The 19,472-nt window shown below is 36.9% G+C and carries 15 protein-coding genes; 9 read left to right on the top strand and 6 right to left on the bottom strand.

The window, feature by feature from the left end; genetic code table 11:
- Positions 1-32: 32 nt before the first annotated feature.
- Entirely contained in the window at positions 33-1,082 is a 1,050-nt protein-coding gene (gene queA, locus B176_RS0109970; protein WP_017258664.1) for a tRNA preQ1(34) S-adenosylmethionine ribosyltransferase-isomerase QueA, read from the bottom strand.
- 675 nt (positions 1,083-1,757) lie between these two features.
- Here queA and B176_RS0109960 point away from each other — a divergent pair.
- From B176_RS0109960 to B176_RS19375, 6 genes are all read left to right on the top strand, one after another.
- On the top strand, positions 1,758-3,005 hold the full coding sequence (locus B176_RS0109960; RefSeq protein WP_017258662.1) for an ABC transporter permease: 1,248 nt from the start codon (positions 1,758-1,760) through the stop codon (positions 3,003-3,005).
- A gap of 205 nt (positions 3,006-3,210) precedes the next feature.
- The gene (locus B176_RS19380) at positions 3,211-4,467 is read left to right on the top strand and encodes an imelysin family protein (protein WP_017258661.1); all 1,257 of its coding nucleotides are present in this window, start codon (positions 3,211-3,213) and stop codon (positions 4,465-4,467) included.
- A gap of 131 nt (positions 4,468-4,598) precedes the next feature.
- Positions 4,599-6,041 (top strand): di-heme oxidoreductase family protein, encoded by a 1,443-nt coding sequence (locus B176_RS0109950; RefSeq protein WP_017258660.1) that lies wholly within the window; start codon positions 4,599-4,601, stop codon positions 6,039-6,041.
- A gap of 7 nt (positions 6,042-6,048) precedes the next feature.
- Positions 6,049-7,155 (top strand): imelysin family protein, encoded by a 1,107-nt coding sequence (locus B176_RS0109945; RefSeq protein WP_161603022.1) that lies wholly within the window; start codon positions 6,049-6,051, stop codon positions 7,153-7,155.
- Between the two features lie 8 nt (positions 7,156-7,163).
- Complete coding sequence (locus B176_RS0109940) at positions 7,164-8,552, top strand: HTTM domain-containing protein (protein WP_017258658.1); 1,389 nt, start codon at positions 7,164-7,166, stop codon at positions 8,550-8,552.
- A complete protein-coding gene (locus tag B176_RS19375) occupies positions 8,536-10,959 on the top strand; it encodes a TonB-dependent receptor domain-containing protein (RefSeq protein WP_017258657.1) in 2,424 nt (807 codons plus the stop codon). Before B176_RS0109940 ends, B176_RS19375 begins: the two co-directional genes overlap by 17 nt.
- Before the next feature lie 132 nt (positions 10,960-11,091).
- Here B176_RS19375 and B176_RS0109930 read toward each other — a convergent pair whose 3' ends face one another.
- The 3 genes from B176_RS0109930 to B176_RS0109920 form a co-directional block, all read right to left on the bottom strand.
- Positions 11,092-11,463 (bottom strand): hypothetical protein, encoded by a 372-nt coding sequence (locus tag B176_RS0109930; protein WP_017258656.1) that lies wholly within the window; start codon positions 11,461-11,463, stop codon positions 11,092-11,094.
- 49 nt (positions 11,464-11,512) lie between these two features.
- Entirely contained in the window at positions 11,513-12,238 is a 726-nt protein-coding gene (locus tag B176_RS0109925; protein WP_017258655.1) for a YoaK family protein, read from the bottom strand.
- Between the two features lie 70 nt (positions 12,239-12,308).
- Positions 12,309-12,848, bottom strand: a complete 540-nt coding sequence (locus B176_RS0109920) for a hypothetical protein (protein WP_017258654.1) — start codon at positions 12,846-12,848, stop codon at positions 12,309-12,311.
- Positions 12,849-13,285: 437 nt separating this feature from the next.
- Here B176_RS0109920 and B176_RS0109915 point away from each other — a divergent pair, with 437 nt between their 5' ends.
- Positions 13,286-14,563, top strand: a complete 1,278-nt coding sequence (locus tag B176_RS0109915; RefSeq protein ID WP_017258653.1) for a mechanosensitive ion channel family protein — start codon at positions 13,286-13,288, stop codon at positions 14,561-14,563.
- 135 nt (positions 14,564-14,698) lie between these two features.
- Here the strand turns inward: B176_RS0109915 and B176_RS0109910 are convergent, their stop codons facing one another.
- The gene (locus B176_RS0109910) at positions 14,699-15,625 is read right to left on the bottom strand and encodes a phytanoyl-CoA dioxygenase family protein (RefSeq protein ID WP_017258652.1); all 927 of its coding nucleotides are present in this window, start codon (positions 15,623-15,625) and stop codon (positions 14,699-14,701) included.
- Positions 15,626-15,717: 92 nt separating this feature from the next.
- Complete coding sequence (locus B176_RS20255; protein ID WP_017258651.1) at positions 15,718-16,395, bottom strand: C40 family peptidase; 678 nt, start codon at positions 16,393-16,395, stop codon at positions 15,718-15,720.
- Between the two features lie 116 nt (positions 16,396-16,511).
- Between B176_RS20255 and guaA the strand changes: the two genes are divergently transcribed.
- Positions 16,512-18,044 carry a glutamine-hydrolyzing GMP synthase gene (gene guaA, locus B176_RS0109900; protein WP_017258650.1) on the top strand — a complete coding sequence of 511 codons (1,533 nt, stop codon included), beginning with the start codon at positions 16,512-16,514 and terminating at the stop codon, positions 18,042-18,044.
- A 183-nt stretch (positions 18,045-18,227) separates the two neighbouring features.
- Positions 18,228-19,472 carry an ABC transporter substrate-binding protein gene (locus B176_RS0109895; RefSeq protein ID WP_017258649.1) on the top strand — a complete coding sequence of 415 codons (1,245 nt, stop codon included), beginning with the start codon at positions 18,228-18,230 and terminating at the stop codon, positions 19,470-19,472.

Here is a 19,472-nt window from a genome sequence, read left to right as displayed (position 1 = left end):
AAGACCGAAATTTTCGGTCTTTTTTTTGTTTTTTAGATGATCAACATGGCATCGCCATAGCTGTAAAATCTGTATTTTTCTTTTACTGCTTCTTCGTACGCTTTCATCACATAATCGTAACCTCCAAATGCAGCAACCATCATCAATAATGTTGATTCTGGCGTATGGAAATTAGTAATCATGCTGTTTGCTATACTAAACTCGTAAGGAGGGAAAATGAACTTAGAAGTCCAATCATTGATTGGTTTTAACATGTGGTTTGCAGAAACAGCAGATTCAATGGTTCTCATTGCTGTTGTACCTACTGCACAAACTCTTCTTTTTTCTTCGTTTGCTTTGTTTACGATATTCGCGGCTGATTGCTCAATAATAATCTGCTCAGAGTCCATTTTGTGTTTGGTCAAATCTTCAACCTCTACCTGGCGGAAGGTTCCTAAACCAACGTGTAATGTTACTTCTGCAAATTCAACACCTTTTAACTCTAATCTTTTTAATAGCTCGCGGCTAAAGTGTAAACCTGCAGTTGGCGCAGCAACGGCACCTTCATTTTTAGCAAAAATGGTTTGGTAGCGTTCTTTATCTTCTGCGGTAGGTTTGCGGTTAATGTATTTTGGAAGTGGAGTTTCGCCTAAGATTTCAATGTTTTGTCTGAACTCTTCATCTGTTCCGTCGAAAAGGAAACGGATGGTACGGCCTCTTGATGTGGTATTGTCAACTACTTCTGCAACTAATAAATCATCGTCGCCAAAATAAAGTTTATTGCCTACTCTGATTTTACGAGCTGGATCAACCAAAACATCCCATAACCTAAGTTCTTTGTTTAATTCTCTTAACAAGAAAACTTCGATGGTAGCACCCGTTTTTTCCTTGTTTCCATATAACCGGGCAGGGAAAACTTTGGTGTTGTTTAAGATCATCACATCTTTCTCTTCAAAATAGCCAAGAACGTCTTTGAAAATCTTGTGTTCTATTTTACCTGTTTTTTTGTCTAAAACCATTAAACGTGATTCGTCACGACTTTCAGATGGTGTATGGGCGATTAGAGACTCTGGTAAATTGAATTTAAACTGTGATAACTTCATATATTAAACAATAATTTGGAGCGCAAATTTAAGAAAAATATCTTCAAATATTTAATTAGTTGTTATAATGGTATTTAGGTGACTTTTGGGGTGTTTATGAGCTTGAGATAACCACAGCGTGAACTGAGTTTTTTACAGAAAGTATAGCGGTTTTTGGGTTATGAAAAGATGGTTTTTTTTAACCACTGAGGACGTGGAGAGCACAGAGCTGGGGGGGAGGGTTCTTTGTGGTGTTATCACCAACCAATTCGAAGTTGTTTTTTTTAACCACGGAGGACGCGGAGAGCACAGAGCTGGGGGCTTTTTTTCTTTTCCTTTTTCCTTTGAAGTTGGTTTTTTATAATTGTTTATTGGTTACAGAGAAATTAAAACGATGCGCTTTCGGTTCATCTGGAGCTTTTTTTTCTTAAGCTTGGTGTTTTTATCAGCTACGAAACTCGGATTTATTTAATGGTTAATTTTTTGATAGGGGGATTTGCATTAACGATTGTAGCATTATCCTTTTTTTGTGGTTGTGGGCTGAGTTGAGGGGTGAAAAAAGATATAGCGAAAAGCGTGACCAGCTTTTTCTGCTGGAAATGCCCCAATACTTTTGATAAATGTTAAATACTTTTTTGCTTAAAAATAATTACGGATATTGTAACTATTCTTTGCAAAAAGCGTCAAACCAATAATATGCTATTTTTAAAACTCTTCAAAGAAAGCTTTATTTTTGCTTTTGATGCACTTCGGCAAAACCGAACACGCACATTTCTTTCGTTATTAGGTATTACAATTGGCATTTTTACCATTATTACAGTTTTTGCTGCAGTAGATACGTTTAGAGGCAATCTGCAAACAAGCGTAGATAAGTTGGGGAGTAAAACGGTTTATATACAGAAATGGCCTTGGGGCGGTTTTGGAGATTACCCTTGGTGGAAATATATGCAACGGCCAGAACCAACGTTGAGAGATTATGAAGCTTTAAAAGGGCGGGTGACTACGGTGCAAGGTATATCTTATCAGATTAGTTTGCCAAACCGTACCTTAAAATACCGGAGCAATAGTATTGAGGGCGCACAAATTTCTGCGGCTTCACATGATTATGATAAAACCTCAAATTTTGATTTATCTGAGGGAAGGTATTTTACTGATAATGAATCTAAAAGTGGATCGCCGGTTTGTTTGATAGGTGCAGATTTGGCTGAGGGGCTTTTTCCAAACCAGGTTGCTACGGGTAAAGCCGTAAAAGTAATGGGGCGTAACGTGACTGTTATAGGTGTTTTTTTACGCGAAGGGGAGGACTTATTGGGGACTTCGTCTGATAAAACCTTGTTGATTCCGTTAAATTTTGCCAAGAATTTAGTTGATGTACAAAGCGAAAGATACGGTCCGCAGATTACTGTAAGAGGGAAAGAAATTTATAGCGTAGCGGATGTAGAAAGTGAATTAAGAGGTTTAATGCGGTCGATTAGACGAATTAGACCTGTTGATGAGGATAATTTTGCACTGAACAAAACCACTGTTTTATCCGATCAATTAGATCAGCTTTTTGGCATTGTTGATGTTGCCGGTTGGATTATTGGTGGTTTTTCCATTTTGGTGGGTGGTTTTGGTATTGCCAATATTATGTTCGTATCTGTAAAAGAACGGACCAATATCATAGGGATCCAAAAATCTTTGGGTGCTAAGAATTACTTTATTTTAATGCAGTTTTTATTTGAAGCCATTGCGCTATGTATTATTGGCGGGTTGATAGGTTTAGCGATTGTTTATTTGGGGACATTGATTGCGACTTATGGTTTTGATTTAAAGATTGTTTTAGACGCTGGCAACGTTGTTAGGGGAATAAGTATTTCTGTAATCATTGGTGTGATTTCCGGGTTTTGGCCTGCTTTTTCGGCAGCGAGACTAGATCCTGTAGAAGCGATACGATCGAAATAGTATAAGGGTAGCATCCACAACCTTCCACGTTTAATAAGATCTATAAATTTTGCAAGAGAAAATAATATCAAAAAATAGCTGTTTTTTTGTTGTCTCAGGCGGTTTTCGGCGGTATGTTCCATGATGTAACTTTTCGTTTCTTCTTTTATTTGGATTTAATCTAAATAATATTTTACATTTGTGACCATACTCACAAAATTTAAATATGAAAAAAACTATAGTTGCAGCATTCTCGGTTGCTCTAATATTTGGGGCCTGTAAAAAATCAGACAACGCAGGTAAAGGTCTCTCGGCAGACCAACAATCTCAAATTGTTCAAAATTATTCAGCTATTTTATATGCAGGTTACCAGGATTCTTATGATGCTGCTGTTAATATGCAAACCAAGATACAGGCGTTTTTAGCTGCGCCGTCTGAGCAAAAACTGACTGATGCGAAAAACGCTTGGCTAGCCGCTCGCGAACCTTATATGCAAACAGAATTTGCCCGTTTTTATGGTGGTCCAATTGATGAAGACAACGGCGATGGTTTATTGAACTCTTGGCCTTTAGACGAAGGTTATATAGATTACTTAGCAGGAGACTCTCACAGTCATTCGGCTTATCCCACTTTCAATACAAGTTTTGGGATTATCAACAAGAAAACAACGTATCCAACAATCGATATCGACTTTTTGGTAAATAACAATCAGCCAGACGGTGGTACGGTAAATGGCAATGGCGATGATGTTTCGGTTTCTGCGGGTTACCACGCTATTGAATTCTTATTGTGGGGACAAGACAATACGCCTGCCGCTGACAAAAAAGCTGGTCAAAGATCATATAAAGATTATTTGATAACTGCAGAAGCGACTGCGCCAAACGGAGATAGAAGAGCCACTTATTTAACGGCAGTAACACAACTTTTAGTAAATAATTTAAAAACTTTGGTTGATGAATGGAAGCCTAATACCAATAATTACAGAAAAACTTTTGAAAGCAATAATGCTGCGGCAATTGCAAATATGTTTAATGGTATTGGAAGGTTGGCAAAAGGAGAGTTAGCTGGCGAAAGAATGTTTGTGCCATTAACTTTAAATGCTCAGGAGCAAGAACATTCATGTTTTAGCGATAATACACACCGAGATTTAGTGCTGGATATGCAAGGAATGGTAAATGCTTACACCGGAAAATATACCCGTACAAACGGAACGGTAATTAGTGGTTTGGGTATAAGTGATTATGTAAAATCATTTAATGAAACCGATGACGCTAAAATGAGGACATTACTTACCAAAGCCCAAGCTAGCTTAAAAGTTATTAACGACAATAAGCCGTTTGATTTATTGATACAAGCGGGTAATGCGTCTGGAAATCAAATTGTAAATACCGCTGTGCTTGATGTAAGTGCCGTTGCAGATTGGGTTTCGCAAATTGCGAAAGATTTAAAATTAAGTCAGGTAAATATACCTGATGAGAATTAATTACAATATATATAACAACGGGAGCAACGGTAAAACTTTACCGTTGTTTTTGTGTTTTTAAATATTTGTGTACAATACACAGCTATTTATCGCAAATTTGCACCCTAAAATAATAAAGTAAATTTAAAAGCTTGAAACCATTCAGTAATAAGAGTTTAGTAGTTTTTATCATTTTCGCTTTTATTGTAGTTAGCATTTATCTGCCTGCCTGCAAAAAAGACAGTAGCGCAGACGATTTAATCCAAAAAAACGAAGCGTTACAGGGCGGAGAAAACGGAACTATTAACATGCAAAATAGTAACTCGTTTGCACAGCCTATCCCATCAATGTTAACTGCCGATGTTTTAAACTTTAAAGTTGGACGTTCCTTTTTTCATACCAGTTGGGTTACAGCGCCCGCATCTACAAATGCAGTTGACGGTGTTGGACCTTTATTTAACGCAATTTCTTGTAATAGTTGCCATATAGAAGATGGTAGGGGGCGTACGCCTTTTTCTTCCGATGAGCAGTTAAGTTCTGTTTTAATCCGCTTAAGCATAGCGGGAAATGATGAGCATGGCGGTCCTAAACCAGTGCCAGATTTAGGTTTACAGTTTAGAAACAGGTCTACCATAAATGCTGAGCCAGATGGAAATGTTTTTGTAGACTATACTGATAAAGTTATTGCTTACGCCGATGGAACCAGCGTTACCCTGCGAGTTCCTAAATATAGGTTTGAGAATTTAAGAGGCGGACACCCAATTAACTTTCTGTTTTCGCCACGTATTGCACCACAGGTTGTTGGGATGGGCTTATTAGAAGCGATTTCTGAAAGCACCATTCTTTCTTTTGTAGATGAAAATGATAAAAACAAAGATGGGATTTCGGGCAGGGCAAATTATGTTTGGGATTATGAAAATAATAAAACTGTTCTAGGTCGTTTTGGCTGGAAAGCCAACGAGCCAAGTGTGCGCCAGCAAGTTGCGGGTGCGTTAAGTGGTGATATGGGCATTACATCGCCAATATTCACAAAAGAAAACCTTTCCGGAAAACAGTTTGATCTGTATGGAGGTTTGGCAACCGGAAGTAATGCACCTGGCGAGGTGGAATTGCCCGAGCCTTTTTTTACACATACAGTTTTTTATACCGAAGCTTTAGCCGTTCCACAGCGTAGAAACTGGACAGATGCAACCGTGAAAAGGGGAAAGCAACTATTTTTGGATATTTCTTGCGGTAAATGCCATATCCCTCAGATAAAGACCAGCAATTTTGCAAAACTGCCTTTGTTGTCTAATCAAATAATTCATCCTTATACCGATTTGTTATTACATGATATGGGAATAGATTTGGCAGATAATCGTCCGGATTATTTAGCAACCGGAACAGAATGGCGTACACCACCATTATGGGGAATTGGTTTGGCTAATTTAGTTAATAAAACCCAAGGTTTATTTTTGATGCATGATGGTAGAGCCAGGTCTATTGAAGAAGCAATTTTATGGCATGGAGGAGAAGCAGATAATTCTAAAAAGGCTTTTATGAAGCTCTCTGCAACAGACCGTGATGCAGTAATTAAATTTGTTAATGATTTATAAAAGTAGAATGATAAAAGTGAAAAGTAAGTTTGTTGCCATATTTTGGATGATGTTGATTTTGGTGGCCTGCTCTAAAAGTCCAAAGAATAATAACGAAAACCTGTTTGGTACTTATGATCAGGCGGTAATGTTAGAAAATATAGCGAATCAGATTTTGCTTTCCGATATAACTTCATTCCAAGGAAACACCAAAGAAAACTTGGTAATCGTTGAAAACTTTACGGGCAATCCAACGTTTGCAACTTTAAAAGCAGCACAAGATTATTTTAAGATCTTATCACAAAACTGGGCTAAAGTAGCACCTTTCAATTTTGGACCCATGCAAACTGAGCTAATCGCAGCCAATATTGATACTTGGCCTGCAAAGCCCGTAAAAATGGAGACAGCAGTTGCCAATCAAATAGGTGCTACGGGTGTTGGGGCCGATACTAAAGGTTTAAAAGGATTGGAATATCTTTTATTCGATAAAAATGGAGATGCTGAGGTGCTAGTTAAATATACCACCGCAACAGACGCTGTTGCTAGAAAGGCTTTTTTAAATAGTGTATCTACTGAATTAGTGGCGCAAGCAACTAACCTAAATAACGCTTGGACAAAGGGTTATTTTACTTCATTTATCAATGCTAAGGGGAATGATGTAAGTAGTTCTTTAAGCCAAACAGTAAATGGCATTGCACTTTATTTAGATGAAATAAAAAACATGAAAGTGGCCAACCCAATTGGTATTGGAGTGAAGGTGAACGACAATAAATCGCACCCAGACATTATTGAATATACACTTGCAGAGCAGTCTTTGGAAGTTATGCGAGCAAATGTTTTAGTAATGAAAAGCGTTTTCAATGGCGGTTCGGGGCAGGGGATAGATGACTTACTGGACTATGTAAAAGCACAGAAAGATGGTAAAAATCTTTCTGTGGTAGTGGGTGCTCAGTTTGACGAGGTGATTGCCAAAATAGATGCCGTCAATTCTCCGTATGCTAGCGCCGTAAATAATAATAAACAACAAGTACAAGATGTTTTCAACTCCTTAAAAACCTTAATTGCTTATTTAAAAGTAGATGTTGCAAACAATTTAGGGGTCACCATCACTTTTTCTGATACAGATGGCGACTAAAATTTAAGGTGGAAAAAGCATCGGTTAAAACCTCGGGTTATTACTTTTCAGCTTTAAAAAATAAACTGAGCGAACCTATTGACGCCGCATCGTTGGCATTTTTTAGGATACTGTTTGGTTGTATCATGCTTTTTAGTCAGGTCCGCTTTTTATCAAAAGGTTGGGTCGATCTGTTTTACATTCAGCCTAAATTCTTTTTTAAATATTTTGGGTTTCATTGGGTGCAAGCATTGCCTGGCAATTGGATGTATTTACCTTGGGTATTGATGGTCATCAGTTTGGTATTTATTATTGTTGGTAAATATTATCGTTTTGCAATCGTCGTATTTTTCTTTCTTTTCTCTTACACCGAATTGCTGGATTTAAGCAACTACTTGAACCATTACTATCTAATTACGCTATTGGCTTTCGCCATGATTTTTTTGCCCATGAACGTAAGCTTTAGTTTAGATGCTAAAAAATGGCAACAGCCGGCAACCGTTCCTCGTTGGACATTATCTATATTACGACTGCAAATAGGTTTAGTTTATTTTTTTGCTGGTGTTTCTAAAATTAAGTACGATTGGTTAATTATGGCACAACCTTTAAAAACATGGTTGTTAACTTGCCAAAATATCCCTTGGGTAGGCAAATTTTTGTCGATGCCTTTTACCGCGTATGTTTTTAGTTGGGGAGGAATGTTTTTTGATATCAGCGCCCCGTTTCTATTGCTCAATAAAAAAACCCGACCATTTGAATACGCTTTAATTGTGTTTTTTCATTTAGTGACTTTTTGGTTGTTTTATATCGGTGTTTTTCCGATCGTGATGATTGGCGTAGCTTTGGTGTTTTTTTCTTCGGCTTTTCACAGACGGTTTTTAGAAAAATATTTCTTCTGGCTACAGCCAAAACACAATCCAGAAAAAGCGGTTTACACATTTACTGGGCATAAAGAAGTATTCAGTGGCTTATTTATTGTCTACTTTTTATGGCAATTTTTAATGCCTTTACGTTATTTGATGTATAAAGGAAACGTAATGTGGACAGAACAGGGTTACCGTTACGCTTGGAATGTAATGCTGATGGAAAAAGATGCAGTTATCTATTTTTATGTGGAGGATAAGGAAACGGGCGAGCGATTTATTGAATACCCAAAAAAATATCTAACGCCTTTGCAAGAACGGATGATGAGTACACAGCCAGATATGATTTTACAGTATGCGCACTTTTTGGCAGCAAAGTATCAAGATCAACTGAAGCATTCTGTAGCAGTGTATGCAGATGCTTACGCATCATTAAATGCTAAAGCCGGTCAAACTTTTATTGATCCAGATATAGATTTAGCAAATCAAAAAGATAGCTTTGCACCCAAATATTGGATAATGCCAGAATCAACAGATCATGAATTCCAAAAATAGATTGATTTATAAAAGTTTTGCTGTACTTCTTTTTAGCTTTTTTTTAGCGTTAGATGCAATTGCACAACAAATACCAGTAAGCATCTTTGCCAAAGATTCTATAAGTAAGCAAGCCATTCCTTTTGCGAGATTATACCTTAATGGCGATAGAAACTACACCAGTGATATCAACGGCGTTTTTAGTTTAGGTATTGAGAGAGGGAAATATAAAGGAATTATTTCTGCAGATGGTTATAAAACGCAAGCGTTTAGTTGGGATATTGTTGCAAATGAAGGTAGTCGGACTTTTTTATTGCAAGAATCTATATACCAGTTAGATGGTGTAACCGTCAAAGGTGTAAAAGATCCTTTTAGTGTTACTTCACAAACAAAAACAAAAGGTACTACCATATACGAAGGAAAAAAAAACGAACTCATTTTACTCAGTTCAAAACCAGCCAATACAGCAATTAACAGCACTAGGCAAATTTACGCCAAAATAGCAGGTGTAAATATCATCGAAAATGATGATGCAGGGGTTCAGTTGAGTATTGGTACCAGAGGATTAAATCCAAACAGAACTACAGCGTTCAACTCCCGCCAAAACGGATATGATATTAGTGCAGACCCCATTGGTTATCCCGAAAACTATTATACACCGCCAACAGATGGCGTGGAAAGCATTGAAATTATTAGAGGGGCAGCAGGCTTACAGTTTGGGACCCAGTTTGGCGGTTTGCTAAACTTTAACATGAAAAAAGGTTCAACAAGCAAACCTTTTGAGCTGGTGACTAAGCAAACGGCAGGTAGTTACGGTTTTTTTAACTCTTTCAATAGCATCGGCGGGCAGCAGAAAAATCTGAATTATTACGGTTTTTATAATTATAAACGCAGTGACGGTTGGCGAAAAAATACAGGTTTTGATATTCATAACGGTTACGCTTCGCTTCAATACGCACTCTCTAAAAAACTGACTTTAGGTTTTGATTATACTTTTATGGATTATCAGATGAAACAGCCTGGAGGGTTAACAGATATTCAATTTAAGCAAGATGCAAGGCAATCTACGCGTAGTAGAAACTGGTTTGCTGCAAACTGGAATATCCCAGCGTTGAGTTTAGATTATACCATAGACAGCAACAATTTTTTAAGTGTTAAAACCTATGCGTTAATTGCAACACGTAAAAATGTGGGTAATTTAAATCCAATTATCTTTCCAGATGATGCTTCGCAACCTCGTATTGTAATGAACGACGAATACCGAAACTATTTTGTAGAATCGCGATATATCCACCATTATCAATTGGTTGAAAATTTAAAATCTTCTTTGGTTGGTGGCCTGCGTTTTTACCACGGAAACACACACCGTATCCAAGGTTATAACTACACAGGTTCTAATGCTGATTTTACCACCAGAAACGGTGATGAATTGCAGATAGATTATCGTTTTCCATCATATAATTTAGCCGCCTTTGCCGAGAATATTTTTCAGGTAACGGATAAATTTTCTGTAACTCCCGGTGTGCGTTTCGAATTTTTAGAAACCAATGCTAAAGGTTATACAAGGCCAGACACCTCGATAACACAACAAGTATTCGGTAATGAAAGCGTAAATCGATCATTCCCGTTATTTGGTTTGGGCCTGGCCTATCAGATAACAAACAAAACAAACGCGTATGCCAATTTTTCACAGAATTTTAGCCCTGTGAATTTTAGTGATATCGTAATTATACAGCCTGCCACTCGGATAGATCCTAACCTAAAAGATGTAAAAGGGTATAACGTAGACTTAGGCTATCGCGGACGGTTTGGTAACCTTGTGAATTTCGATGTAAGCGGATTTTATATGCTCTACAAAAATAGGGTTGGGACACTCTTACAGAGCGATGGCGGTGGCGAGATTTATCAGTACAAAACAAATATTAGTGATTCCCGAAGCTTTGGAACAGAGCTTTACGCAGAAATTAATTTGTTACATCTTATCCCCAGTTTAAAATACACCGAAGATAAAGTTTCTATTTATGGATCAGTGGCGTATACAAACGCGAGTTATATCAACATCCCGGCCGATAGAAAGCAGTTTGAAGGTAAGCAAGTAGAATATGCAGCACCTTGGATTGATCGTTTCGGTATCGACTATTTATTCGGAGCGCTGAGTGGTACCATCCAGTATTCGTATACAGATGCACAGTTTTCTGATGCCACAAATGCATTTTCATCTAGCGATGGGAGCGTGGGATTAATCCCAGCTTATCATGCTTTTGATTTTACTACGAGTTATAAGTTTAAGAAGTGGAAACTTTCCATGTCTATAAATAATTTTACAGATGAGAAGTACTTTACAAGAAGAGCGATTGGATTTCCAGGTCCAGGTATAATCTCTTCAGAAGGAAGAGCAATTTATGGGACTTTGCAATTTACGTTTTAATATCAGCTAGTTAGTAGGTTTTTTTTGAGGGATTGACGGTTGTTCAGCGTAGAGTATAACATTGTACTTTGAATGGTTCTCCGGTTGCGCGTCACGAAACTTAGAGAACTAGGTTGATAGTAGTCAAAATAGCTAAAGAATTTGCGCAACCAATCGCTTATAAATAAACTCTACCAAACGTTTATTGATTTCTTGTCGGTTTGCGAGGTAAAAATCCATTTCTGGTTTTGTGAACAATCCGTTTAAAACGCCAATGAGTTCCTTTTTAAAAGGTATATCTTTTTTTAAACTTTGATAAAAAAGGTCTTTTTTAATGGTTTCATCACGTGTAGCGAAACTTTTGTATTTCTTTTCTAAGAAGTGGATAGAAAGCTGAACTAAAATATCGTTCTGGAATTTTAATACTTGTCTAAGCACTTCCTGAAACCGATCTAAAGGTTGATGAATTTCTCCGAAATCAATCTGAGGTCTTATTTGCTGGATGTTTAAATCTCTATCTTCCATAATGGATAAACCACTTGTTTATTTAAATGTTTTAATGACTGAGATTTTGTTAGCGATGTTTCCTTTTAGCTTGGATGATATAAAACCTAAATTCATCATAAAACAGACTGATCAACAGAACTGCGGCCGCAAAAATTAGCGTATTTAGTTCCATATTTAGTTTTGAGTACAGAAAACCACCTATTAAACCACCACCAAAGAAGAATGAGATAATGTAAAGACGAAGTTTAATGGCCGACTTTAATTTGCTTCTTTGGAGCGCAGTGTTGTAGAAAAACAGATGGGAGAGGTCGATTCCCAAATCGGTGAAAAGTCCAGTAAGGTGTGTGGTTCTTACCGTAGCATTCGAAATTTTAGTAACATAAGCGTTCTGTAGACCCATTGCAAAAAGTAATAAACAGGCAATTAAGTTTGGATATTTCAATTGAACAAAACTGCCAAGAACTGCAACTGAAATTAATATGATACATTCGATTAGGGTTGGTAAAACAAAAACGTTGAGTTTTTGATTTTCTTTAAATGTTTCAATTAGGATACTGGATGAAAATGAGCCTGCCAAAAACGAGAATATGTAAAGAAAATAAACGGTTCCTTTCCAAAATTCAAAATGGGCAACGTCATAAATAAAAAGTGCAAAATGTCCGGTTACGTTAGTGGTGAGCTGTGTTATTGCTAAAAATCCAACGACATTCACTATTCCCGCAACGAAAGATAGAACCGCTGCAATTTGTAGGTTATGTTTTAAAGTTCGGTGTTTACCTTGATGCCTAAACATTTTTGAGCAATTAAATCACCATTGTTTTTAACTTTAATAGGTGCTACTTCGGAAGTAAAGGTATCGAAAATCAAGAGCTTTGTGTTGTAGTTTTTTGAATGATTTCTTGGCATAATTTTTCGGCCCAGACAGGGTTTCTGTAAAAATTGTGACCTTCGTTTTTAATCAATTGTTTTTTTAAGGCCAGTGTTTTAAACCATTCGTTATTAGGTTTATAAATATCGTTTTCTCCGAAAAATAGATTGATTTTTCCGTTTGGTTTCGTTGTTTCTTTTCTTAAACGTGTAGAAGAAACAGCAAATATATGATTCGTCATTTTATGGTTTAACAACGCCTTCCAGGCGATGTAACCACCAACGCTAAACCCTAACACGATGGATAGCTCTGGCTCCAGTTTATATAGGTTTTCAACTGCTTTGTCTATTCCACCGTTGTTGAATTGCTGGTGCAAATTATCCTCGGTGTAGTTTAAAGTGTCAATATCGCCTAATTCACAAGAATCGTAGTAGCTTATTTCAAAGTGCTTTTTCAGAATAGTGATATAATAAGCAGTCCATTCAAAATTTGCTTTCCCCCATAAATCGGAGAGGATGATGAGTTTTGGTTTCAATCGTTTTTATTGTAAAAGGTGCGTTCTTGCCAAAAGCTCTATTTTGAGTTTATGGCGTGGTTTTATTTTCAATAGTAGCTACACTAGTTTTTCTAAATTACGATTTTTTTATAATTGACGCTTTTTTACGAGTTTTTTGAATGGGCTTGTTTGATAAAACAGATTAGTATTATTTGTCTGTTCAAAATGTTTTGTGCCTTTGGTCTATTCATGAATTATTTAGCACTTGCTTAATGTGTTTTTTGAAAAGAGGGGTAATAGGATAAGGCTTTCAAATTGTTATCAACTACGTGTTTTGAATAAAAGCAAAAAATCATATTTGGAAAGTGCTTTTATGTGAAGCATAAGAGCACTCGCTTTTTACTCCGCTACTAGCTTCAAGTTTTTATCCCCGTTTATTAATCCGTAAATTCGCCACTTGTTAGCGATTAGTGAATATGATTGATTTGAAAAACTGGATAGAAAAATTATTATCCAACTACGATGTGTTAAAAATAGCGGTACCCTATGTATCCATGCTGATTTTACTCGTCCTTACGTTCTTGCTTGTTTATTTCCTTAGAGAAGTTACCCGCCAAGTATTGTTAAACGTAGTAGGGCGGTTTATCAGAAAAACACCCACCCGTTGGGATGATCTGTTGATTAAACATAAGCTTTTTCCAGCATTGGCTTCATTAGTATCTGTAATGATATTGAGCGTTACAATACCCACCATATTTGAGGATTTTCCTCGTTTGCAACCAATTTTAGAGAAGCTTGTTGAAGTTTATTTTCTTTTCGTAATCCTCCGGATCATCGTTGTATTTATGAAAGGATCAGAGGAATACCTTTCGGACGCTGAATTTTTTATGGATAAGCCGATTGCTAGTTATTTCCAGCTTGGCCGATTAATCCTGTATGTTACTTTGTTTATTTTAGGATTATCTATTCTTTTAGGTAAATCACCTTTTTACTTTTTGGGTGCCTTTGGGGCGATGACGGCGGTTTTATTATTGGTTTTTAAAGATACCATTCTGGGTTTGGTAGCCAGTATCCAAATTTCTACCAATGATATGATTAGGGTAGGAGATTGGGTAGAAATGCCTAAATACAATGCGGATGGCGACGTAATAGCCATCAACCTAAACACCGTAAAAATTATAAACTGGGATAAAACCATTACCACGGTACCTACCTATTATTTTATTACAGATAGTTTTAAAAACTGGAGAGGGATGCAACAAAGTGGAGGCCGTAGAATAAAACGGACCATTAACATCAACACTTCCAGTATCCGTTTCGTAGATGAAGAGATGCGAGAAGCATTTAAAAAATTTCACCTCATCAGTGATTTCATAAGTAACCGACAATCGGAAATTGAAAATTACAATGTAACCAATACTTTTGATACCACTACCCTAATCAACGGAAGACGGATGACAAATATTGGTGTTTTTAGAATTTATGTGGAGTCTTATCTAAAAAGTCATCAAGGAATAAACCAAAATATGACCTTGCTTGTTCGTCAACTAGAAGCCACACATTTAGGTTTGCCTATCGAGATTTATTGCTTTACAAAATCTGTAAAATGGGCCGAATACGAGGAAGTACAATCAAATATTTTTGATCATCTTTTTGCTGCAGCACATTATTTTCAGCTAGATATTTTTCAATCGCCGAGTGGTTTGGATTTCTCTAGAACATTGGGAAGCGCAAATCAATCTATTGAGGTTTAAATGGCAGTCACTCTTAGCCAAGTCGAAGGAGAGCGTAGGGCTTATACTTCGACCAGCACTTGTGAAAAATTATGGGTTCCGATAAGGAACAAATTCTGTTTACAGCTTTTAGTAAAGAAAATTAATAACGTTATCTCAACCCATCAATGCTGGTCGCTGTGTAATCTCGTGGTAACAAATTCTGTTGGGTGCAAAATAATGTAAAACCATGCTTTTTCTGGTTTTTGCTTTGTTCAAATGTGGTTCTCCGCCATGAAAAAGATTTGCATGCCATATCAACACGTCGCCGGCCTTGGCAGTAAAAACTTGTTTTTTTTGGGAATATTCCTGCAACTTTTCCTCAATCATAGCTTCGTAAGCCGAATACGTTTTACTGCCTAGAAGAAACGCATTGCCTTCGTTATTATAATCCTGGTTTAAATAATAAGGTAATTTATGACTTCCGGGAAAATATTGTAGCGGTCCGTTATCCAATTCTATATCTTCCAAAGCAATCCAAACCCCCAAAAGCCCGCCTAAGGGAAAAGTGGTCATGTGAATACTGTCTGAATGCGTATGCTGCTCACTCCCCATTTTAAAGTTAATGCTTTGAAATAACTTCACTTCCTCACCCATTATTGATGATAGCAGTGCTAAAAGGTTCTCATCTTCTCCTATGCTTTTCAAAAAGTTTGATTGGTGGATAGCAAACATAATTTTATTTGCATTATTAAAACTCACTTTCTTTTGTGCAAGCAAGTTCTCAATTTCGGTATTGATAGCGTTAATTGTGTCTTTAGGTAAATGTTGATTTAAAATTGCATAACCCTCTTGCTCAAAGCCAAGCAGACTTTGTTGGGAACGCTCATCTATATTTTTGAAAAGCTTAGTGTCCGCTAAGTTACATACAGCGCCCGATTCGTTAAGAAGGTTTTTGTCAAGATTCTTAAAGTCTTTGCTTGAAATTGGAGAAAAGTAAAACTTCTTTAAACCTAGTTTTTTATACAGCTTTAGGTTATGAGTCAGCTTTCTCTTATTGAAAATATTGTAGAGGATGTAAGTTAACTTTAGTTTTCTAAGCATTTAATGTCGTCTTTTTTTTAAAACAGTTAAAAACCTGTTAGGTAATTTTGTTCTTTTGCTGAATCAGCAAGTTCTAACTGCCCATTCATAATTTAAAACATCCTCCTAAACCCCATTACTTTTTTTTGATAATAGCTACTTAAGGCACTCACTCCAACGCCGTTCATTTTACCTGCACTGGCATGTATAAAACTTACCGGACTCCCCTTGGTAGAAACTACAATCCCAACTTGATAAACCACTTTTTTAACGCTATCCGTTTTAGAAAACAGCACAATATCTCCCTCCATAACTTCGGATGGTACAACGTTTTCGCCCACGGTAATAAACGCAGGAGCATATTTAGGCAGTTTAATGTCAAAATGATTGAAAACAAAATTTACAAAGCCCGAATTGTCAAAACCTTTCTCGGGTGTATTAGCGCCATAAACGTAAGGTTTACCAATCATGCTTTTTGCATAATCCGTTAAGGCGGTAACTTTTGGGTTTGCGGCACCAGTAGGTTTTTCAATAGGTTTAGCTGCTGTTGCAATAGTATCGGGCTGTTTTGTAAGTGCTAAACTGTCTGTCTTTTTTTTAGAAACGCTATCCAAATTTATAATGGGGGCTGGCTTGCTGGTGTCGCGTTGTACTACAATGTACCTAACTCCAGTGTCAATAACGCTTCTACTGGCAGTAATAATATTAGTTCTGTTTGGGATATAATCACAGGTGGCTACACTAAAAAGCAAAAGAACAATCGTAAATATGCCGAGTAAATTTTTCTTCATCAAATTGGATATTTGCCTTTTTAGGCTTCGGTTTTAAAATTACGAAGGTTAAATTAATAAACCGTATCAAATTTCTAATTTTGTCCCGTAGCACCTAAAAATTTTTATCTTTGCCCATGCAAGAGAAAATCCTTATCCTCGATTTTGGTTCTCAGTACACTCAATTGATAGCAAGAAGAGTGCGTGAACTAAATGTTTATTGTGAAATCCACCCATTCAATAAAATTCCAGAAATAGATGAATTTACCAAAGGTGTAATTCTTTCGGGCAGTCCTTCTTCTGTTCGTCAGGAAGGTGCGCCACAAGTAGATTTTCAACAGTTTCATAAAAAACTACCTTTATTAGGTGTTTGTTATGGAGCGCAATATATTGCACAACATTCTGGCGGACAGGTTGTTCCTTCGGAAATTAGAGAATATGGTAGAGCAAATCTCGAATATGTTCATACCAACAACGCTTTGATGAAAGATATGCCTGCGCATTCGCAAGTATGGATGTCTCATGGCGATACCATTAAAGATATTCCCGCAGATTTTGAAATTATAGCCAGTACAGAATCTGTAAAAGTGGCTGCTTATCAAATTAAAGGCACCCAAACTTACGGTATCCAGTTTCATCCAGAAGTTACCCATTCAACAGACGGGAGTCAACTATTGAAAAACTTCCTTTTGGATATCTGCGGTTGCACACAAGATTGGACTCCTTTCGCTTTCGCTGAAGAAACCATTGCAGCTTTAAAAGAACAGTTGAATGATGATAAAGTAGTTTTAGGCTTATCTGGCGGAGTAGATTCGTCTGTAGCCGCTTTAATTTTGCATGAGGCAGTAGGCAAAAACTTACATTGTGTTTTTGTTGATAACGGTTTGTTGCGTAAACACGAGTTCGAATCGGTTTTAGATTCTTACAAAGAACTAGGCTTAAACGTAAAAGGCGTAGATGCAAAACAAAAATTTTACGATGCTTTAGCCGGATTAACAGATCCAGAATTAAAAAGGAAAGCTATTGGTAGGGTTTTTATCGAAGTTTTTGATGAAGAAGCCAACCAAATTTCTGATGTAAAATGGTTAGCACAAGGTACCATATATCCAGATGTAATTGAGTCTGTTTCTGTAAACGGAGGTCCGTCTGCAACTATAAAATCTCACCATAACGTAGGTGGTTTACCTGACTTTATGAAACTTAAAGTTGTTGAACCGTTAAAATCTTTGTTTAAAGACGAAGTGCGTAGGGTAGGAAAGGCTTTAGGTTTGCCTGCGGATATTTTAAATCGCCACCCATTTCCTGGCCCAGGTTTAGGAATCCGTATTTTGGGCGATGTTACACCAGAAAAGGTACAGATTTTGCAAGATGCAGATTACATCTACATCAAAAATTTAAAAGAATCTGGCTGGTATGATAAAGTTTGGCAGGCAGGAACTATTTATTTACCGATACAGTCGGTTGGTGTAATGGGCGACGAACGTACTTATGAGAACGTTGTTGCGTTAAGAGCGGTAGGTTCTGTGGACGGGATGACAGCCGATTGGAGTCATTTACCCTATGAACTATTGGCGAAAATCTCTAACGAGATCATCAATAATGTAAAAGGAATAAATAGAGTAGTGTATGATATCAGTTCAAAACCACCAGCAACAATTGAGTGGGAATAAAAGCCTCACCCCAACCCTCTCCGAAGGAGAGGGGGCTACCTGCTAACGGTAATGACTAGTTGTATCCTTATACTAATGACTACTGAACTAAATGAACTCTTTACGAACTAACGGCAGAATGTTTTGCCAACTCACTACTCACTACTCACTACTCAATAAATGAACTAATGACTAAATAAACCAATGACTTTAAAATCCGCTACTTATTGCTTTTTACTTTCAGCTTTTTACTTTGTCTCCGCCTGTTCCCCCAAAACTGTTCCCGTTGTTAAAAAGCCAGAAATACCAAAAGTCGAAGAAAAAACTAAAGAGAACAACACCAAAAAAGAGCAACCTATAAAGAAAATCAAGGAAAAGCCAGAAATGGTAATTTCCTTGATTTTACCTTTTGAGTTAAAGTCTATAAATTATAGAACGGCAGAAGTTGCTGATTTACGAAAAGCGGAGATTGCCATTGATTTTTATCAGGGTTTTAAAATGGCTTTAGATTCGGTTGCCAACCAAAATAGCAATGTAGATTTTAAGTTGCAGGTTTTTGATTCGAACGATAATCCTACGGCATTGGGTGCATTAGCCATGAAACCCGCTATTAAGAACTCCGATTTAATTATAGGTCCGGTATTTCCTAATGGCATAAAAGCTTTCTCGGTTTACAGTAAAAATATGGAAAAACCAATGGTTTCACCGTTGGCAGCATCAGACCCAGAATTGTTTCACAACCCTTACCTTATTACCGTAAATAATTCTTTAGATCAACATGCTTATAAAGCTGCCCGATTTATCAAAAGCGATTTAAAACCTAAAAAAGTTTTATTGATAAGAAGTGGCCAAGCCGATGAATACAAATACGCTATCCCCTTTAAAAAAGGAATGGACAGTTTAGCAAAAGGTATCTCCGTTTCAGAGCTTGGTATCAAGGCCATTGGTTACGAAAACGTTTATAAACACCTTAACCCAGCCGGTTTAAACGTAATTGTGTTGCCCTCCACCGACCGAGTTTTTCTGTTAACTATTTTCAAAGAATTAGAAAAAGCCAGCCGTAATTTTCAAATAGCGGTAATTGGTCATCCCGGTTGGGAAAAAGCTACGTTTTTGGATTTTCAGCAAATGGAGCGTATCAATGCTTACCTTACATCGTCTTACCAGATTGATTATCAATCGAATCGTGGTAAATCTTTCGTGAATTATTATCGTTCCAAATTTTCTTTAGAACCTAGCGAATATGCGTTTAAAGGTTTTGATATTGGTTACTATTTTGCTACGCTGATGAACAAAAAACAGCACCAGTTTATGGATGGTTTATTGAATAACAGTTTCGATGGTATTCATAACGATTTCCATTTTAAAAAGGATAGTAAAACAGGCTATTATAACAGCAGTTTAATGATGCTGAAATACGAGAACGCACAATTAATAAAAGTAGATTAA

The sequence above is a fragment of the Pedobacter arcticus A12 genome, from assembly GCF_000302595.1.
In the GTDB taxonomy this organism is placed as follows: Bacteria; Bacteroidota; Bacteroidia; order Sphingobacteriales; family Sphingobacteriaceae; genus Pseudopedobacter; species Pseudopedobacter arcticus.
The sequence above is the reverse complement of the archived record's forward strand: the minus strand, read 5'-3'. Positions and strand labels throughout refer to the sequence as shown.

Excerpts from the sequence above, each read along its gene's own strand:
- B176_RS0109925 (WP_017258655.1), bottom strand. The coding sequence starts at position 12,238 with ATGTTTAGGCATCAAGGTAAACACCGAACTTTAAAACATAACCTACAA.
- B176_RS19380 (WP_017258661.1), top strand. The coding sequence starts at position 3,211 with ATGAAAAAAACTATAGTTGCAGCATTCTCGGTTGCTCTAATATTTGGG.
- B176_RS0109915 (WP_017258653.1), top strand. The coding sequence starts at position 13,286 with ATGATTGATTTGAAAAACTGGATAGAAAAATTATTATCCAACTACGAT.
- B176_RS0109910 (WP_017258652.1), bottom strand. The coding sequence starts at position 15,625 with ATGCTTAGAAAACTAAAGTTAACTTACATCCTCTACAATATTTTCAAT.
- queA (WP_017258664.1), bottom strand. The coding sequence starts at position 1,082 with ATGAAGTTATCACAGTTTAAATTCAATTTACCAGAGTCTCTAATCGCC.
- B176_RS0109895 (WP_017258649.1), top strand. The coding sequence starts at position 18,228 with ATGACTTTAAAATCCGCTACTTATTGCTTTTTACTTTCAGCTTTTTAC.
- B176_RS19375 (WP_017258657.1), top strand. The coding sequence starts at position 8,536 with ATGAATTCCAAAAATAGATTGATTTATAAAAGTTTTGCTGTACTTCTT.
- B176_RS0109960 (WP_017258662.1), top strand. The coding sequence starts at position 1,758 with ATGCTATTTTTAAAACTCTTCAAAGAAAGCTTTATTTTTGCTTTTGAT.
- guaA (WP_017258650.1), top strand. The coding sequence starts at position 16,512 with ATGCAAGAGAAAATCCTTATCCTCGATTTTGGTTCTCAGTACACTCAA.
- B176_RS20255 (WP_017258651.1), bottom strand. The coding sequence starts at position 16,395 with ATGAAGAAAAATTTACTCGGCATATTTACGATTGTTCTTTTGCTTTTT.
- B176_RS0109930 (WP_017258656.1), bottom strand. The coding sequence starts at position 11,463 with ATGGAAGATAGAGATTTAAACATCCAGCAAATAAGACCTCAGATTGAT.
- B176_RS0109945 (WP_161603022.1), top strand. The coding sequence starts at position 6,049 with ATGATAAAAGTGAAAAGTAAGTTTGTTGCCATATTTTGGATGATGTTG.